General features: G+C 73.7%; 13 protein-coding genes. 6 read left to right on the top strand and 7 right to left on the bottom strand.

Going from position 1 to position 17,223, the window contains the following annotated elements:
• Positions 1–52: 52 nt before the first annotated feature.
• Positions 53–844 (bottom strand): GntR family transcriptional regulator, encoded by a 792-nt coding sequence (locus OOK41_RS21035; protein ID WP_266266416.1) that lies wholly within the window; start codon positions 842–844, stop codon positions 53–55.
• A gap of 123 nt (positions 845–967) precedes the next feature.
• A complete protein-coding gene (locus tag OOK41_RS21030; RefSeq protein ID WP_117667546.1) occupies positions 968–1,837 on the bottom strand; it encodes a PAC2 family protein in 870 nt (289 codons plus the stop codon).
• Between the two features lie 310 nt (positions 1,838–2,147).
• Here OOK41_RS21030 and metH point away from each other — a divergent pair, with 310 nt between their 5' ends.
• From metH to OOK41_RS21000, 6 genes are all read left to right on the top strand, one after another.
• A complete protein-coding gene (gene metH, locus OOK41_RS21025) occupies positions 2,148–5,663 on the top strand; it encodes a methionine synthase (protein ID WP_266266415.1) in 3,516 nt (1,171 codons plus the stop codon).
• A 130-nt stretch (positions 5,664–5,793) separates the two neighbouring features.
• Positions 5,794–6,669, top strand: a complete 876-nt coding sequence (locus OOK41_RS21020; protein WP_266266414.1) for a class I SAM-dependent methyltransferase — start codon at positions 5,794–5,796, stop codon at positions 6,667–6,669.
• A 37-nt stretch (positions 6,670–6,706) separates the two neighbouring features.
• A complete protein-coding gene (locus OOK41_RS21015) occupies positions 6,707–7,114 on the top strand; it encodes a cupin domain-containing protein (protein ID WP_266267922.1) in 408 nt (135 codons plus the stop codon).
• 534 nt (positions 7,115–7,648) lie between these two features.
• Positions 7,649–8,755: a calcium:proton antiporter gene (locus tag OOK41_RS21010; RefSeq protein WP_117667535.1), complete on the top strand. Its 1,107-nt coding sequence runs from the start codon at positions 7,649–7,651 to the stop codon at positions 8,753–8,755.
• 169 nt (positions 8,756–8,924) lie between these two features.
• A complete protein-coding gene (locus OOK41_RS21005) occupies positions 8,925–9,674 on the top strand; it encodes a neutral zinc metallopeptidase (protein WP_117667533.1) in 750 nt (249 codons plus the stop codon).
• A 143-nt stretch (positions 9,675–9,817) separates the two neighbouring features.
• Positions 9,818–10,465: an HAD family phosphatase gene (locus OOK41_RS21000; protein WP_117667532.1), complete on the top strand. Its 648-nt coding sequence runs from the start codon at positions 9,818–9,820 to the stop codon at positions 10,463–10,465.
• A gap of 104 nt (positions 10,466–10,569) precedes the next feature.
• Here the strand turns inward: OOK41_RS21000 and OOK41_RS20995 are convergent, their stop codons facing one another.
• The 5 genes from OOK41_RS20995 to OOK41_RS20975 form a co-directional block, all read right to left on the bottom strand.
• On the bottom strand, positions 10,570–13,128 hold the full coding sequence (locus OOK41_RS20995) for an ABC transporter permease (protein ID WP_266266413.1): 2,559 nt from the start codon (positions 13,126–13,128) through the stop codon (positions 10,570–10,572).
• Entirely contained in the window at positions 13,128–13,901 is a 774-nt protein-coding gene (locus tag OOK41_RS20990; protein ID WP_117667528.1) for an ABC transporter ATP-binding protein, read from the bottom strand. The genes OOK41_RS20995 and OOK41_RS20990 overlap by 1 nt, the downstream gene beginning before the upstream one ends.
• A 346-nt stretch (positions 13,902–14,247) precedes the next feature.
• Positions 14,248–14,934 (bottom strand): response regulator transcription factor, encoded by a 687-nt coding sequence (locus OOK41_RS20985; RefSeq protein WP_266266412.1) that lies wholly within the window; start codon positions 14,932–14,934, stop codon positions 14,248–14,250.
• 61 nt (positions 14,935–14,995) lie between these two features.
• The gene (locus OOK41_RS20980; protein ID WP_266266411.1) at positions 14,996–16,192 is read right to left on the bottom strand and encodes a sensor histidine kinase; all 1,197 of its coding nucleotides are present in this window, start codon (positions 16,190–16,192) and stop codon (positions 14,996–14,998) included.
• Positions 16,193–16,268: 76 nt separating this feature from the next.
• Entirely contained in the window at positions 16,269–17,183 is a 915-nt protein-coding gene (locus OOK41_RS20975; protein ID WP_117667523.1) for a PD-(D/E)XK nuclease family protein, read from the bottom strand.
• Between the last annotated feature and the right edge of the window lie 40 nt (positions 17,184–17,223).

Genomic DNA, 17,223 nt, shown 5'->3' with positions numbered 1-17,223 from the left:
GCGCGAAGGGGGCGTTCCGGCCGCCACGGCTCCATGATCGACGGGGGCCGGCTCAGCCCAGGACGAGGCCGGGGTCCGGGTCGGGGTCCGGGGCCGGGGCGGGGACCCGGTACTCCTCGGTGAGCGTGGTCATCGGGCCTGGCCAGGTGGCCTGGGCCACCTCGATGGGCTTGCGCCGGTCGTCGTAGGCGACGTGCAGCAGGTGCAGCACCGGGGTGTCGGGGCGGATCTGGAGCGTCTCCGCCTCCTCCCGGCTGGGCTGACGGGCGGTGATGGTGTCGGTGGCGGTGACGTACCGCCGGCCGGTGGCCTCCTCCGCCTCCTGGTAGAGGGGGCGGCCGAACGCCTCGCCCCGCTCCAGGGAGGTGCCGGCGGTGTCCGCCGGGAGGAACCAGGAGGCGCCCACCTCGACGGGGGAGTCCTCGGTGCGGACCAGGTGCCGGCGGCACAGCAACTCGGTGCCGTCGGCGACGCCGAACGCGTCGGCCACCTCGGGCGGGGCGGGGGCCCGGCCGACCGAGACGAGCTGCTGGCGGTATCGGGCGGCCAGATCGGTGTGGTAGCCGCGGAAGCCGCCGTACCGGCCCCGGGCGAGGCGGTTGAGCCGGCGCCGGGTGCCCCGGACGTACGTACCGGAGCCGGGCTTGGTGATCAGGATGCCCTCGACCCGTAGCTGGTCGACGGCGCGCTGCGCGGTCTGCTTCGCGACGCCGAACATCTCGGCGATGGCCGGGATGGACGGCAGCCGCTCGCCGGGGCCCCAGTCGCCGCGGCGCACCTGGGCCTTGAGCTGCGCGGCGATCTGCCGGTGCGGGAACTCGGCCGCGCCGGGGTTGATCTGCATGCCCGCCTCCTCGAATGACAGCTAGGTTCCTAGGATGCCGCACGACGCGTGATCGCGCCACCCGGACACGCGTGAGGCCCCGGATCGCGGCGATCCGGGGCCCTCGGCGAGCGGCGCGGGCGACTACCAGGAGCCGGCGGTGGGGCCGGCCGAGCCGCCGCGCCGGCGCAGGTACTTCTCGAACTCCTGGGCGATCTCGTCACCGGTCAGCGGGGTGATGCCCGCGTCGCCGACGCGTTCCTCCAGCTCGCGGACGTACTCGCCGAGTTCGGCGTCCTGCTCGGCGGCGCTGCGCACCCGCTGCTCCCACTCGGCGGCCTCCTCGGCCAGGTCGGCCATCGGCACCGGCAGGTCGAGCACCTCCTCGACCCGGTGCAGCAGGGCCAGGGTGGCCTTGGGACAGGGCGGGTTGTTGGCGTAGTGCGGCACGTGCACCCAGAACGAGACCGCGTCGACCTCGGCCCGGGTGCAGGCGTCGTGCAGCACGCCGACGATCCCGGTCGGGCCGTCGTAGCGGGTGGGGGTGAGCTGGTAACGCCGGGCGGCCTCCGCGTCCGAGGCGCTGCCGCTGATCGGCAGCGGCCGGGTGTACGGCACGTCGGCCAGCAGCGCACCGAGCAGCACCACCCGTTCGACCTCCAGGCTGTGACAGATCTCCAGCACCTGCTCGCAGAACGTGCGCCAGCGCATGCTCGGCTCGATGCCCCGGATCAGCACCACGTCCCGTTCGGTGCCCTCGGGGCTGGCCACCATGAACCGGGTGGTGGGCCACTCGACCCGGCGGGTCTCGCCGTCGGCCATCGTGATCGTCGGCCGGCTGACCTGGAAGTCGTAGAAGTCCTCCGGGTCCAGTTCGGTGACCTGCCGCGCCTCCCAGACCTGCTCCAGGTGCTCGACCGCGGCGGTCGACGCGTCGGCGGCGTCGTTCCAGCCCTCGAAAGCGGCGATGGCCACGGGGGACCGCAGTACCGGCAGTCCGTCGAACTCGGTCATGCCGTCACCTCACCCTGTTCGTCGGGGGTGGCCGCGGGCGACGGCCCTGTCGCCCGCCCGCCGGGCACGGTGGCGTCCCTGTTGTCCTTCACGTCCGTCAGCCTACGTGTCGGCGCGTGATGCGGCCCGCCGGCCGCGCCGTCCGGCCCCGGCGTCGCGGCCGAGCCCGGCCGGGCCGTCCCCGCCGGAACGGCCGGACGGGACGAGGCGGTGCTCCCGGCCCCCGCCCAACGGGGTGATCCGGCCGACACAATGTGGGAGCGCGAGTGGGCGGTGACCCGGCCAGGGGTCCTCGCACTACCCTGAATCCGTGCGGACTTCGTTGCTGGATGTGTTGTCAGACCGGATCCTCGTCGCCGACGGCGCGATGGGGACGATGCTCCAGGCGGCCGACCTGACCCTGGACGACTTCGAGGGCCACGAGGGGTGCAACGAGATCCTCAACGTGACCCGCCCGGACGTGGTCCGGGGTGTGCACGAGGCGTACCTGGCCGCCGGGGCGGACTGCGTCGAGACGAACACCTTCGGCGCCAACCTGGCCAACCTGGGCGAGTACGACATCTCGCACCGGATCCGGGAGCTGGCGGAGGCCGGCGCGCGGATCGCCCGGGAGGCCGCCGACGCGTGGAGCACCCCGGACCGGCCCCGGTTCGTGCTCGGCTCGATCGGCCCCGGCACGAAGCTGCCCACCCTCGGGCACACCGCGTACGCGACGCTGCGCGACGCATACCAGGAGAACGCGGCCGGCCTGATCGACGGCGGCGCGGACGCGCTGATCGTGGAGACCTGCCAGGACCTGCTCCAGGTGAAGGCGGCGGTGGTCGGGTCGCACCGGGCGATGGCGGCGGCGGGGCGGACGGTGCCCCTGATCTGCCACGTCACCGTGGAGACCACCGGCACGATGTTGCTCGGCAGCGAGATCGGCGCGGCGCTGACCGCGCTGGAGCCGCTGGGCATCGACCTGATCGGGCTGAACTGCGCGACCGGGCCGGCGGAGATGAGCGAGCACCTGCGCTACCTGTCCCAGCACGCCCGGGTGCCACTGTCGGTGATGCCGAACGCCGGCCTGCCGCAGCTCGCCGCCGACGGGGCGGTCTACCCGCTGACCCCGGTGGAGTTGGCCGACGCGCTGGAGCGGTTCGTCGTCGAGTACGGCGTCTCGCTGATCGGCGGCTGCTGCGGGACGACGCCGGAGCACATCCGGGTGGTCGCCGAGCGGCTGCACGGCGCGCGGCCGGGTTCGCGGCATCCGCAGGCCGACGCCGGCGTCTCCTCGATCTACCACCACGTGCCGTTCGCGCAGGACGCGAGCGTGCTGATGGTGGGGGAGCGGACCAACGCCAACGGGTCGAAGGCGTTCCGGGAGGCGATGCTGGCCGGGGACTGGCAGGCGTGCGTGGAGATCGCCCGCAGCCAGGCCCGGGACGGTTCGCACCTGCTGGACCTGTGCGTGGACTACGTGGGCCGCGACGGCACGGTGGACATGCGGGAGCTGGCCGGCCGGTTCGCGACCGCGTCCACGCTGCCGATCATGCTCGACTCGACGGAGCCGCAGGTGGTCGAGGCCGGGCTGGAGATGCTCGGCGGCCGGTGCGTGGTCAACTCGGTCAACTTCGAGGACGGCGACGGGCCGGGCTCCCGCTACGCCCGGGTGATGCCGATCATCGCCGAGCACGGTGCGGCGGTGGTGGCGCTGCTCATCGACGAGGAGGGACAGGCCCGCACCGCCGAGTGGAAGGTGCGGGTCGCGCAGCGGCTGATCGAGGACCTGACCGGGCGGTGGGGGCTGCGCCGGGCCGACATCCTGATCGACGCGCTGACCTTCCCGATCGCCACCGGCCAGGAGGAGACCCGGCGCGACGGCATCGAGACCATCGAGGCGATCCGGGAGATCGCCCGCCGCTGGCCGGGGGTGAACTTCACCCTGGGCATCTCGAACGTGTCGTTCGGGCTGAATCCGGCGGCCCGGCAGGTGCTCAACTCTGTGTTCCTGCACGAGTGCGTGCAGGCCGGCCTGACCTCGGCGATCGTGCACGCCAGCAAGATCCTGCCGATGTCGAAGATTCCGGACGAGCAGCGCGAAATCGCGCTGGACCTGGTCTACGACCGGCGCCGTGAGGGCTTCGACCCGGTGCAGCGGTTCATCGAGGTCTTCGAGGGGGTGGACGCCTCCTCGGCGCGGGCCACCCGGGCGGAGGAGTTGGCGGCGCTGCCGCTGGAGGAGCGTCTCAAGCGGCGGATCATCGACGGCGAGCGCAACGGCCTGGAGGCCGACCTCGACACGGCGATGGCCGAGGGCCGGTCCGCGTTGTCGATCATCAACGACCTGCTGCTGGACGGGATGAAGGTGGTCGGCGAGCTGTTCGGCTCGGGGCAGATGCAGCTGCCGTTCGTGCTCCAGTCGGCCGAGGTGATGAAGACCGCGGTGGCGTACCTGGAGCCGCACATGGAGAAGGCCGACGACGGCGGCAAGGGTCGGATCGTGCTGGCCACGGTCAAGGGCGACGTGCACGACATCGGCAAGAACCTGGTCGACATCATCCTGTCCAACAACGGCTACGAGGTCGTCAACATCGGCATCAAGCAGCCGATCACCGCGATCCTCGACGCGGCGGAGCAGCACCGGGCCGACGCGATCGGGATGTCCGGGCTGCTGGTGAAGAGCACGGTGATCATGAAGGAGAACCTGGCCGAGATGGCCGAGCGCGGGGTGGCCGAGCGGTGGCCGGTGCTGCTCGGCGGGGCGGCGTTGACCCGGGCGTACGTGGAGGACGACCTGCGGGCGGTGTTCCCGGGCCAGGTGCACTACGCCCGGGACGCGTTCGAGGGGCTGTCCCTGATGGACCGGGTGATGACGGCGAAGCGGGGCGGGGCGCCGGTGGTGGACCCGGAGCGGGAGGCGGCCCTGGCGGCGCGTCGGGAGCGCCGGGAGCGGCAGCGGGCGATGGTGACCGAGGCGCTGCCGGAGCTGGACGACGCGTCGGTGCGTTCCGACGTGGCGCGCGACGTGGAGGTGCCGAGGCCGCCGTTCTTCGGCACCCGGGTGGTGAAGGGCCTGCCGCTGGCGGAGTACGCGGCGCTGCTGGACGAGCGGGCGACGTTCCTGGGGCAGTGGGGGCTGCGGGGCGCCCGGGGCGGCAAGGGCCCGTCGTACGAGGAGCTGGTGGAGACCGAGGGCCGGCCGCGGCTGCGGTACTGGCTGGACCGGCTGACCGCCGACAAGGTCCTCGAGGCGGCGGTGGTGTACGGGTACTTCCCGGCGTACTCGGAGGGCAACGACCTGGTGGTGCTGGACGAGAACGGGCATGCCGAGCGGGCCCGGTTCTCGTTCCCGAGGCAGCGCCAGGAGCGGCGGTTGTGCCTGGCGGACTTCTTCCGGCCCAAGGGCGACCAGCTCGACGTGGTGGCGTTGCAGTTGGTGACCGTGGGGCAGCCGATCAGCGAGTACACGGCGAAGATGTTCGCCGGCAACGAGTACCGCGACTACCTGGAGGTGCACGGCCTGTCGGTGCAGCTCACGGAGGCGCTGGCGGAGTACTGGCACCGGCGGGTCCGGGCCGAGCTGACGCTGCCGGGCGGTCGTACGGTGGCCGACGACGACCCGGGGGACCTGGCGGGCCTGCTGCGCACCGACTACCGGGGCTGCCGGTTCGCGTTCGGCTACCCGGCCTGTCCGGACCTGGAGGACCGGGCGAAGATCGTGGACCTGCTGGGCGCGGATCGGATCGGGGTGCAGCTCTCGGAGGAGTTCCAGCTGGTGCCGGAGCAGGCGACCGACGCGATCGTGGTGCACCACCCGGAGGCGAACTACTTCAACGCCAAGTGACGCGGTGGTCGGCGGCGGCGGTGGGCGCACGGTGGTGACGAACCTGCCGGCGGTGTCCGGGCGACGGTGGCTGGCCGGTTCGCCTCGCGGTGGGTCGGTGCTGACCGCGTCAGGGTGAGGGGAACGGGCCGTGCCGGAGGGCTGGGTCTGGGACGAGTCCCTGTTCGAGGGCGCCGCCGCGTACTACGAGCGGGGGCGGCTGCCGTACGCGGAGGGTTTCGCGGCGGTGCTGGCGGAGGCTCTCGACCTGGACGGGTCGGGCCGGTTGCTGGACGTGGGGTGCGGCCCGGGAACGGTGACGCTGCCGCTGGCCGGGTGGTTCGCGGAGGCGGTGGGGATCGACCCGGACCCCGGAATGCTGGCGTGGGCGCGGCGGCGGGCCGCCGCCGCGGGCGTGGGCGACGTCCGGTGGGTGCGGGCGCGGGCGGAGGATCTGCCGGCCGGGCTGGGTGTCTTCCGGGTGGCGGTGTTCGGGCAGTCCTTCCACTGGATGGAGCGGGACCGGGTCGCGGCGACGGTGCGCCGGATGTTGTTGCCGGGCGGGGCGTTCGTGCAGATCAGCGATGTCAAGGAGCCGGTGTCGACGGCCGGGTTGCCCGCCCCGGCGCCCCCGTACGCGGCGGTGGCCGAGCTGGTGCGCGGGTATCTGGGCCCGGTGCGGCGGGCCGGTCGGGGGTTCCTGCCGAACGGGACGCCGGGCGGCGAGGCCGCGGTGCTGGCCGCCGCGGGTTTTGTCGGCCCGCGGCGGCTGCGGGCGCCGTCCGGGGTGGTGCTGCGGCGCTCGGTCGACGACGTGGTGGCGTGGGTGCACTCGCGGTCGGACGCGGTGCCGCACCTGTTCGGGGCGCGGCTGGCGGAGTTCGACGACGACCTGCGGGGCCTGCTCGCCGTGGCGGCCCGGGACGGGTGGTTCGCCGAGCGGGTGCCGGACACGGAGCTGGTGGTCTGGCGGGTTCCCGGGGCCGGGTCGGGCGGCGGCGTCCCGCCGGTCGGGGAGGCGCGCTGACCGGGCCGAGGGTTCCTAGGATGAGCCGGTGGACAAGATGCAGTTGCGGCGGCTTCCGGTGACCTCCCCGCCCATCCCGCAGGGGGGCGGGCGGGTGCGGTCCGCGGCGGGCGAGCTGGCCAAGATCGTCGATGGTGGGAGCTACCGCTACCTGGCGTACCTGGAGTTCCTGCCGGAGGCGGGCAAGCCGCGGGGCAACCACTACCACGCGGCGCGGACGGAGACGCTCTATGTGATCTCGGGGCGGTTGCGGGGGGTCTTCCTGGATCTGGACTCGGGCGAGCGGGTCGAGGCGCTGCTGGAGGCGGGTGAGCTGGTGACGCTGGCGCCCCGGTGTGCGCACGTCTTCCAGGCGCTGGAGCGGGCGCAGGCCGTCGAGTTGGCCGACCGGCCGTACGACCCGGCGGACACGTTTCCCTGTGCGGTGTCGGACGCCGCTTCCTGAGGCGGTCGCGCCGCCCGGGCGCGCGCCGGCCGGCAGTTCGCCGCCGCAGCCGAAGAGGTCGAGGCCGCAGGCGGCGAAGGTGGGGTGGCGTGCGTCCTGGAAGGACGGCAGGGCGCTGAACCGGCGGACGATCTCCTCGGGCACGTGGGTGCGGACCGCGGCCTCCAGGCCGGGGGCGGGCGTGGACGGCCAGGTCCTCCTGGGAGTGGTAGCGCAGGCGCAGTCGTCCGGCGAACGCCGCGACGGTCTGCCGGGTGTCGTCGGTCGACCTGGGTCTTCCCGGTGCTCGGGCGGCACAACTTGGTAGCCGTCGGAAGGCCGGCATATCGCCGTGCGGGTTATTCATCTCTCTTTCCACAATGCGAGAAGCCGTGGGTTGCGGCGTCGCCGTGTGACGTCCCGGCATTGTCTGGCGTGATTGGGGGGTTCGCGATCGTCATCGCGGTCGGACCGGCTCCCACCTGCGCGGTTCCGTCGGGGCGCGGGATGCGGTTCAGGTGGGCGATGATCACGATTTCTGGCAGGGTTGACGGCATGCCCGCCCTCCTGCGTACCCGTGTCACCGACTGGACCGTCGTCGTCCCGCTGCTCGCCGTCGTGGTCCTGGCGGCGACCTGGGGCAGGGAACTGCCCCCGGTGGTCGTGGTGATCGTGGCGGTGTTCCTGGCCGGGGCGGTGCTGGCCGCCGTGCATCACGCGGAGGTGGTCGCCCACCGGGTGGGCGAGCCGTTCGGCTCGCTGGTGCTCGCCGTCGCGGTCACGGTCATCGAGGTGGCCCTCATCGTCACGCTGATGATCAGCGGCGGTGACAAGACGCAGGCGTTGGCCCGGGACACCGTCTTCGCCGCGGTCATGATCACTTGTAACGGCATACTCGGCCTGTCCCTGCTGCTCGGCGCGCTGCGCCGTCGGGTGGCGGTGTTCAACCCGGAGGGCACCGGTGGGGCATTGGCCACCGTGGCCACCCTGGCCACCCTGAGCCTGGTGGTGCCGACCTTCACCACGAGTCGTCCCGGCCCGGAGTTCTCCCCGGCCCAGCTCGCCTTCGCCGCCGTGGCCTCGCTGGCCCTGTACGGGCTGTTCGTGCTGGTGCAGACCGGCCGGCACCGCGACTACTTCCTGCCGGTGAGCGCCGACGGGACCGTGGTCGACGCCGACGGGGACGGGCACGCCGACCCGCCGTCGCCCCGGGCCGCTCTGGCCAGCCTCGCCCTGCTGGTGGTGGCGCTGATCGCCGTGGTGGGCCTGGCGAAGATGGTGTCACCGGCCATCGAGGCCGGGGTGTCCGCCGCCAACCTGCCGCAGGCGTTCGTCGGCGTGGTCATCGCGTTGCTGGTGCTGCTGCCGGAGACTCTGGCCGCGGCCCGCGCCGCCCGCCGCGACCGGGTGCAGATCAGCCTCAATCTGGCGCTCGGCTCGGCCATGGCCAGCATCGGCCTGACCATTCCGGCGATCGCCATCGCCTCGATCTGGCTCGACGGGCCGCTGCTGCTCGGGCTGGGCGGCACGCAGTTGGCGTTGCTGGCGTTGACCGTCGTCACGGGCGTGCTGACCGTGGTGCCGGGCCGGGCCACCCTGCTCCAGGGCGGCGTGCACCTGGTCCTGCTGGCCGCGTTCGTGTTCCTCGCCGCCAGCCCCTGACGGCTGCCCGGGCGCGCCTGTCCGGCCGGGACGTGGGCGACACCGGCCCTCGTCGGGCGGGCGGTGCCGACGCGGGCCGATCGGAGGGTCACCGGGAAGCCCCGCCGAGGGGCATGATCGAAGGGGAGCCCGGGTACCGCCCCGGTGAGGACGAACCGGGGAGGACGCTGTGACGGCACGCGCGGGACGTCGGCCGCGAGGGCCGCTGGCCGGTCTGCTGGCCGCGCTGGTGCTGGCCGGCGGCTGCATGGTCGGCGGGGTGGACGAGGGCGCGCCGCAGCAGCCCGGCCCGGAGCAGCCCCAACGGTCCGCGGCACCGGGTGCGGAGCGGACCCGGGCCGACGGCACCACCAGCGTCGCCGAGTTCAAGGAGGACTTCGCCGTCGCGGTGGACAAGGCCGAGGTGTACTGGGCCGCGCAGTTCCGGGAGTCGGGCCGGCGGTTCGAGCCGATCCGGCGGGTCGTGGCGTACCAGCGGGAGGGCGAGGTCTCCTGCGGCGGGCAGGCGCTGCCGCGCAACAACGCCGTGTACTGCTCGGCGGGCGACTTCATCGCCTACGACGTCAACTGGTCGGTGGCGGCGTTCCGGCAGGTCGGTGACGCGTTCCTGTACTACCTGCTCGGCCACGAGTACGCCCACGGCGTGCAGGTGCGCCTGGGCATCCGCTACGACTTCACCATCCAGCAGGAGTTGCAGGCCGACTGCATGGCCGGGGCGTACCTCGGCGGCTCGATCCAGGCCCAGCAGTTGGCGCTGGAGGACGGCGACCTGGAGGAGTTCCGGGAGGGGCTGCTCGCCGTCGGTGACGACCCCGACCAGCCGTGGTTCGCCGAGGGTGCGCACGGCACCGCCGAGCAGCGCACGGACTCCTTCTTCCGCGGCTACGAGTCCGGCCTGTCGGCCTGCGGCCTCGGCTGAGACGCGCACCGGGTCGCCGGCGCGGGAGGGTCGCCGAGGTCACCCCGGGCGGGTCCGGGCGGCGGCGGGCCCGGGTCGGCTGAGAGGATCGCGGCGACCGCGCGACCCTGGAGGACCCGCTGAGCAGCCACCATCCCGCCGCCGTGCTCTTCGACATGGACGGCACCCTGGTCGACAGTGAGAAGCTGTGGGACGTCGCCCTGCGCGAGCTGGCGGCCGAGTACGGGGGCACCCTGTCCGTCGCCGCCCGCCTGGCGATGATCGGCACCAGCATGGCCGACTCGATGCGCATCCTGCACGAGGACCTCGGACAGCCGCACCGCGACCCGCTGGTCAGCGGGGCGTGGATCGACGTGCGGATCCTGGAGCTGTTCCGCACCGGGCTGCGCTGGCGGCCCGGTGCGCTGGCGCTGCTGGGCGCGGTCCGCGCGGCGGGCGTCCCGACCGCCCTGGTCACCTCCAGCGTTCGGCCCCTGGTGGAGGTGGCGCTGGACACCCTGGGGCGGGACAGCTTCGACGCGGTGGTCTGCGGCGACGAGGTGGACGCGGCCAAGCCGCACCCGGAGCCGTACCTGACCGCCGCCCGGCTGCTCGGCGTGCCGATCGCCCGGTGCGTGGCGATCGAGGACTCCCCGACCGGGGTGGCCAGTGCCCTGGCCGCCGGCGCGGCGGTGCTGGCCGTGCCGGCGGAGGTGTCGATCGCGCCGGTCGACGGCGTACACCAGTTGGAGAGCCTGACCGGGGTGGACCTGGAGTTGCTCGCCGCCCTGCTCGGCGAGCGGCCGGCCTGACCTGCCGGCTGACCGGGGTCACCGGGCGACCGGGGCGTCAACCCACCGTCGACAAGGGCCCCCTGCCCCGCCGTAGGCGGTGGCAGGGGGCCCTTGCCCGCGACTCAGTCGTGGGCGATCGCGCCCAGGACGTTGATCCGGGCGGCCCGGATCGCTGGCAGTGCCGCCGCGACCACCCCGATCAGCGCGGCCAGGCCGAGGAAGATCCCGATCTGGGACCAGGGCAGTGCCAGGTCGGTGATCCCCTCGTCCTTGAGCGCCCGGACCACCGCCGCGCCGAGGCCGGCGCCGACGACGACGCCGAGCAGCGCGCCGAAGACCGAGATCACCACGGCCTCCACGGTGATCATCCGCATGGTCTGTGCCCGGCGCAGCCCGATCGCCCGCAGCAGGCCCAGCTCCCGGGTCCGTTCCAGTACCGACAGGGCCAGGGTGTTGATGATGCCCAGCACGGCGATCACGATGGCCAGCGCCAGCAGGATCTGGATCATCGTGAGCAGCGTGTCGAAGCCGCTGGTCTGCTGCTCGATGAAGGTGGCCCGGTCGGCCACCGACACCTCTGGGCTGTCCGCCACCAGGGCCTCCAGCTGCGGCTGCACCTGCGACACCGTCGTGCCCGGGGTGAGCTGCACCAGCGCCGTGAACGGCTGCGGGCTGGTGAACTCCGCGCCCGCCTGTTTCGGCAGGATGATCGACCCGATGGCCCGGTCGTCGGGCAGCACCGCCGTCACCGTGTACGTGCGTGGGCCCTCGCCCCGGGCGAACTGGGCGGTCAACCGGTCACCCACCGACTTGCCCAGCTCCTTCGCGCCGGAGACGCTCAGCGCCACCTGGTCCGGCCGCAGCGTGGCGATCGTGCCCGACTGCGCGGTGGTGTGGTAGATCTGCCCCATCGCGGCCAGGTCGGTCAGCGCCACCACGTACGCCCGGTCGCCGTCGACGATCGCGTTGTCGTTGTAGACGCCCACCACCGCGTTCACCCCAGGCACCGCGGCGGCCCGGTCGACCACCGCCGGGTCGAACACCGGCGGCCGGGGCCCGGTCTGTGCCCCGGAGATCACCAGCTGCGCGTCGACGGTGCTCGCCGCCCTGCCGGCGATGCTGGACTTGGCCGAGTCGAGGATCACCGTAACCCCGGTGACCAGGGCGATGCCGACCATCAGGGCGGCGGCGGTGATGGCCGTGCGGCGCGGGTTGCGCCCCGAGTTGAGCCGGCCCAGCCGGCCCGGCACCGACCAGGCGAACAGCCCGCCGAGCAGGGACACCACCGGGCGGCTGAACAGCGGGGTCAACAGCGCCACCCCGATGAACGTGAACAGCACCCCGCCCAGGATCACCGACAGCGTGGCGTCGCCGGCGTTGCCGGTCAGCCCCACCGCCAGCAGCGCGCCACCGACGGCGGTGACCACCGCGCCGGCGACGGTGAGCCGGGTCAGCGGCCGGTCCGGGGTGGCCACGTCCTGCATCGCCGCGATCGGCGGGATGCGGGCGGCCCGCAGCGCCGGCAGCAGCGCCGCCACCACGGTGATCAGCATGCCGACCGCGAAGGCGCTGACCACGGCGGCCGGCGGCACGCCCAGCCCGGCCAGGGTCAGCCCGCCGGCGAACGTGCCGAACGCCCAGGCCAGCAGCGCGCCCACCCCGATGCCCGCACCGAGGCCGAGGACCGAGGCGATCAGCCCGACCGCGAGGGCCTCCAGCACCACGGAGCCGATGATCTGCCGCCCGCTGGCCCCGATGGCCCGCATCAGGGCCAGCTCCCGGGTCCGCTGCGCCACGATGATCGAGAACGTGTTGAGGATCAGGAACGTGCCGACCAGCAGCGCCACCGCGGCGAAGCCGAGCAGCACCTTGTTGAAGAAGGCCAGGCCCTCCTTGAGGCCGGCCGCGGCGTCGGTGGAGAGCTGCTCGCCGGTCTTGACCTCGTAGCCGGGGCCGAGTGCCCGGGTCAGGTCGTCGCGCAGCGCCTCCGGGGTCACCCCGGCGGCGGCCCGCACCGTCACGCTGTTGAACGTGTCGGGCTTGCCGAGCATCAGCCGCTGTGCGGCCGGGGTGGTGAACGCGATCTCGTTCACCCCGCCGACGGAGTCCCGGCCGCCGCTGTAGCCGAAGGTGCCGACCAGGGTGAAGTCGCGGCGCTTGGACTCGAACGCGGTCAGCGCACCGACCCGGTCACCCACCTTGACCTTGGCGGCCGTCGCGAGGGCGGCGTTGACCACGATCTCGTCGTCGGCCTGCGGCGCGCGGCCCTCCCGCAGCTTCACCAGGTCGCTCTCGCCGGTCCAGTTCTCCCCGAGCTGGGGCGGGCCGAACGAGGTGACCACCTTGCCGTTGCTGCCGATCAACCGCGCGCCGTCGGCGTTGACCACGCCGGTGGCCTCGGCCACGCCGGGCACCGCCCGGACCCGGCCCACCACGTCGGCCGGGAACGCGGGGGCGACCTGCTCGCCCTCCGCCTCGTCCACGGCGATCTTCGGCTTCGCGGCGACGTTGACGTCGATGCCGGCGTACGCGTCGGCGAAGACCGCGTCGAAGGACCGGCCGAGGGTGTCGGTGAGCACGAACGCGCCGGAGACGAACATGACGCCGAGCACCACGGCCAGGCCGGAGAGGATCAGGCGCACCTTGCGCGCCAGCAGGCTCTTGAGGGTGGCCCGGAACATCAGTTCCCCACCTCGGTGATGACCGGGGTGTCGAGCTTCTTCATGGTGTCCAGCACCGTGTCGGCGGTCGGCTCGATCAGCTCCGAGACGATCTGCCCGTCGGCGAGGAACACCACCCGGTCGGCGTACGCGGCGGCGGTCGGGTCGTGGGTCACCATGACGATGGTCTGGCCGTGCTCGCGTACCGAGTTGCGCAGGAAGTTCAGCACCTCCGCGCCGGAGCGGGAGTCGAGGTTGCCGGTCGGCTCGTCGGCGAAGATCACCTCAGGGCGGGCGACCAGCGCCCGGGCGCACGCCACCCGCTGCTGCTGACCGCCGGAGAGCTGCGCCGGGCGGTGGTCGAGCCGGTCGCGCAGCCCGACCGTGTCGATCACGGTGTCGTACCAGGCCGGGTCCGGCCGGCGGCCGGCGATCGACATCGGCAGCAGGATGTTCTCCTTCGCCGTCAGCGTGGGCAGCAGGTTGAACTGCTGGAAGATGAAGCCCACCTTGTCCCGGCGCAGGTTCGTCAGCCCGGCGTCACCGAGCCCGGTCACCGTGGTCTCGCCGATCGACACCGTGCCCCGGGTGACCGAGTCCAGGCCGGCCAGGCAGTGCATCAGCGTCGACTTGCCCGACCCGGACGGGCCCATGATCGCGGTGAACTGGCCCCGCTCGAACTCGGCGCTCACCCCCCGCAGCGCGACGACCTGCGCCTCGCCGCTGCCGTACACCTTCCACACGTCGCTTGCGCGGGCCGCGGCCTGCGCGTGGCGGCCTATCGTCGCGGTCACGTCATCTACCTCTTCCGTCTGGGCTGCTCTGGCCGCACCGCCCCCGCTGGTCGGTGCGGCATGTCCTCATCCTCGGTGCCGGCCGGCACCGATCCGTCCGTCTTCGGAGGGAGCGATGGCGGATTTCCCGGTGCGGGTCGGCCCGGAGGCCGGCTCAGGGTTGCCCCTGACCGATTCCGACCACGGCGCGCCACGTCGCCCATCGCGCACGGTAGGACCTCGCGCCACGTCAGGATCAAACCGCGACCACCCGCCTGTGGTCACTGTAGGTGACGACCACAACACTTTCGTTGCCCGGGTGGTGACCCCGCCGGTACGCGGGGCGGCGGGCCCGAGGCCGCCACGGCTACGCCCGGGGACGCACCAGACCCGACTCGTACGCCAGCACCACGGCCTGCACCCGGTCGCGCAGCCCCAGCTTGGTCAGCACGTGCCCGACGTGGGTCTTGATGGTGGTCTCGCTGACTGACAGCGCCCGGGCGATCTCCGCGTTGGACAGCCCCCGGGCCACCTGCACGAGCACCTCCCGCTCGCGGTCGGTGAGCGTGTTGAGCGCCTTCGGCGGGGTGGCCGCCGGGTCGGGCAGCGCGTCGGCGAAGCGGTCCAGCAGCCGCTTGAGGATCCGCGGGGCCACCACCGCCTCCCCGGCGGCGACCGTGCGGATCGCCGTGACCAGGTCCTCCGCCGGCACGTCTTTGGCCAGGAAGCCGCTGGCCCCGGCGCGCAGCGCCCCCACCACGTACTCGTCGAGGTCGAACGTGGTCAGGATCAGCACCCGCACCGGCAGCCGGGCGTCGACGATGGCCCGGGTCGCGGCGACCCCGTCCATCCGGGGCATCCGGATGTCCATCAGCACCACGTCGGGCAGCAGCCGGCGGGACAGCTCCACCGCCTCCAGGCCGTCGCCGGCCTCGGCCACGATGTCCAGGTCCTCCTCTGAGCCCAGCACCATCCGGAAGCCGGTGCGCAGCAGTGGCTGGTCGTCGGCGAGCAGGATCCGCACCGGCCGCGCCGTCGTCGCGCCGTCGCTCATCGCCTGTCCCCCCGTCGTGTCGGGCCCGCCGCGGGCCCCCTGGTCGTGGCGCGGTCCCCGGTCACGCCGGCACCGCCCCGAACTGCTCCACCGGAATCCTCGCGTACACCCGGTAGCCGCCGCCCGGGCGGGCCCCGGTGCGCAGCGTCCCGCCGTAGAGGCCGACCCGCTCCCGCATGCCCACCAGGCCGTGTCCGATCCGGTCCGGAACCGGCCCCGGACCCCGGCCGGTGTCGGTCACCTCGACGGCCAGGAACGCCGCGCCGAAGGTCAGCCGGACCACGGCGGTGGCGTCCCCGGCGTGCTTGAGCGCGTTGGTCAGCGCCTCCTGCACGATCCGGTAGACGGTCAGCGCGACCCCCTCCTCCAGCGGCCCGGGCGTGCCCTCGGTGCGCAGCGTGACCGGCAGGCCGGCCTCGCGCACCTGCTCCACCAGGATCTCGATGCCGGCCAGGCCGGGCTGCGGGGCCAGGTCGGCGGCCGGTTCGGCGTCGGTGCGCAGCACGTCGAGCAGCCGGCGCATCTCCCGCAGGGTGGCCCGGCTGGTGTCCTCGATCGTGGCGATCGCCTCGTCGGCGGCGTCCGGGTCCCGGCGCAGCACCCGCCGGGCGCCGGTGGCGAGGACCCCCATCACGCTCACGTGGTGGGCCACCACGTCGTGCAGCTCCCGGGCGATGCGGCGCCGCTCGTCGGCGACGGCCTGCTCGGCCAGGGACCGCTGGTTCTGCTCGGCGGAGCGGGCCCGCTCCCGCAGCGCCTCCGTGGAGGCGCGCCGGGCGTGCACCGCCCGCCCCACCGCGTACGCCACCACGGCGGTGAGCAGGTTGTTGAGCAGCAGGTACGCCGGGCCGACCTCGAGCACCGCATCGTCGACGGGGGCGAGGACGTTGACCGCCGCCACCGGCAGCCACAGCACGACCGTGGCCGCCGCGGCGGTCCGCACCGGCCGGTGCGCCGCCATCGTGTAGGTGAGCACCACGAAGGTGAGGCTCTGCGTGGTGGGGGCGGGCCCGAGCAGCGCCGGCAGGGCGAGGGTGGCCACGGCGGCGGCCACCGCCGGCCACGGGGCGACCCGGCGCAGCGCCACCGGGGCGGCGCACAGCACGCTCCAGCCGACCGCGCCGGGCACCGGGCCGGGCTGGAACTCCTGCGGGGTGAGCAGGACGAGCACGGTGTCCAGCAGCACCAGGGCGACGGCGGACAGCGCGTCGGCGGCGAGCGGGTGGCGGCGCAGCAACGCCCTCGGCCCTGCGGTCATACCGGAACGCTAGCCGCCGCCACGCGCGATCGATCGTCGCCAGCGGTGAACCCGGTCTCCTCCTCAGGGAGGATGCCTACTCGTCCGCGCCGGGCGGCGCGGGCCGGGACCGGGCGTCGACCAGCGGGTCCGCGGCGCCGGCGGCCGGGAACGGCGGCGGGGTGCCGCCGAAGCTCGGGCACAGCGCCTGGTGGTTGCACCAGTCGCAGAGCCGGCTCGGGCGGGGCCGGAAGTCCTGCCGGGCGGTGGCCGTCTCGATCGCCTGCCACAGCGCCACCACCGTCCGCTCGAAGCGCAGCAGCTCGTCGGCGTCGGGGGCGTAGTCGCAGACCTCGGCGTCCTTGAGGTAGAGCAGCCGCAACACCCGGGGCACCACGCCACGGGTGCGCCACAGCACCAGCGCGTAGAACTTAAGCTGGAACAGCGCCCGGGCCTCGAACGCCTCCCGGGGCGCACCGCCGGTCTTGTAGTCGACCACCCGCAGCGCCCCGTCCGGGGCCACGTCCAGCCGGTCGAGGTAGCCCCGGATCAGCAGCTCGTCGTCGACCACGGCGGAGATCAGCGTCTCCCGCTCGGCCGGCTCCAGCCGGCGCGGGTCCTCCACCGCGAAGTAGCCCTCCAGCAGCCCGGCCGCCGCGCGCAGGAACTCGGCCGTGCCGACCGGGTCGCCGGCGTCGAACAGGCCGGCCAGCTCCGGCTGCTCGGTGACCAGCCGGTCCCACTGCGGGCCCACCAGGTCGCCGGCCGCCTCCGGGGTGCGCCCGGCCGCCGGCAGGTCGAACAGCCGCTCCAACACCGCGTGCACCAGCGTGCCCCGGGCCTGCTCCACGCTGGGCCGCTCGGGCAGCCGGTCGATGCTGCGGAACCGGTAGAGCAGCGGGCAGGTCTTGAAGTCGGCCGCCCGCGACGGCGACAGCGACGCCCGGACCGTGGCCGGCACCTCCGCCGTGGCCCGCGCCTGCTGCTGGTCGATCACCGGTTCCGCCGTCATGCCCGGAAGGTTAGGCCACCGGTCCGACAACCCCGGCCCC

Source organism: Micromonospora sp. NBC_01655, from assembly GCF_026339755.1.
Classification (GTDB): domain Bacteria; phylum Actinomycetota; class Actinomycetes; order Mycobacteriales; family Micromonosporaceae; genus Micromonospora.
The sequence above is the reverse complement of the archived record's forward strand: the minus strand, read 5'-3'. Positions and strand labels throughout refer to the sequence as shown.

Bases quoted from the DNA above. Each gene is read 5' to 3' on its own strand.
- OOK41_RS21010 (WP_117667535.1), top strand. From the start codon at position 7,649: ATGCCCGCCCTCCTGCGTACCCGTGTCACCGACTGGACCGTCGTCGTC.
- OOK41_RS21030 (WP_117667546.1), bottom strand. From the start codon at position 1,837: ATGACCGAGTTCGACGGACTGCCGGTACTGCGGTCCCCCGTGGCCATC.
- OOK41_RS20980 (WP_266266411.1), bottom strand. From the start codon at position 16,192: ATGACCGCAGGGCCGAGGGCGTTGCTGCGCCGCCACCCGCTCGCCGCC.
- OOK41_RS21035 (WP_266266416.1), bottom strand. From the start codon at position 844: ATGCAGATCAACCCCGGCGCGGCCGAGTTCCCGCACCGGCAGATCGCC.
- OOK41_RS21015 (WP_266267922.1), top strand. From the start codon at position 6,707: ATGCAGTTGCGGCGGCTTCCGGTGACCTCCCCGCCCATCCCGCAGGGG.
- OOK41_RS20975 (WP_117667523.1), bottom strand. From the start codon at position 17,183: ATGACGGCGGAACCGGTGATCGACCAGCAGCAGGCGCGGGCCACGGCG.
- OOK41_RS20985 (WP_266266412.1), bottom strand. From the start codon at position 14,934: ATGAGCGACGGCGCGACGACGGCGCGGCCGGTGCGGATCCTGCTCGCC.
- OOK41_RS20995 (WP_266266413.1), bottom strand. From the start codon at position 13,128: ATGTTCCGGGCCACCCTCAAGAGCCTGCTGGCGCGCAAGGTGCGCCTG.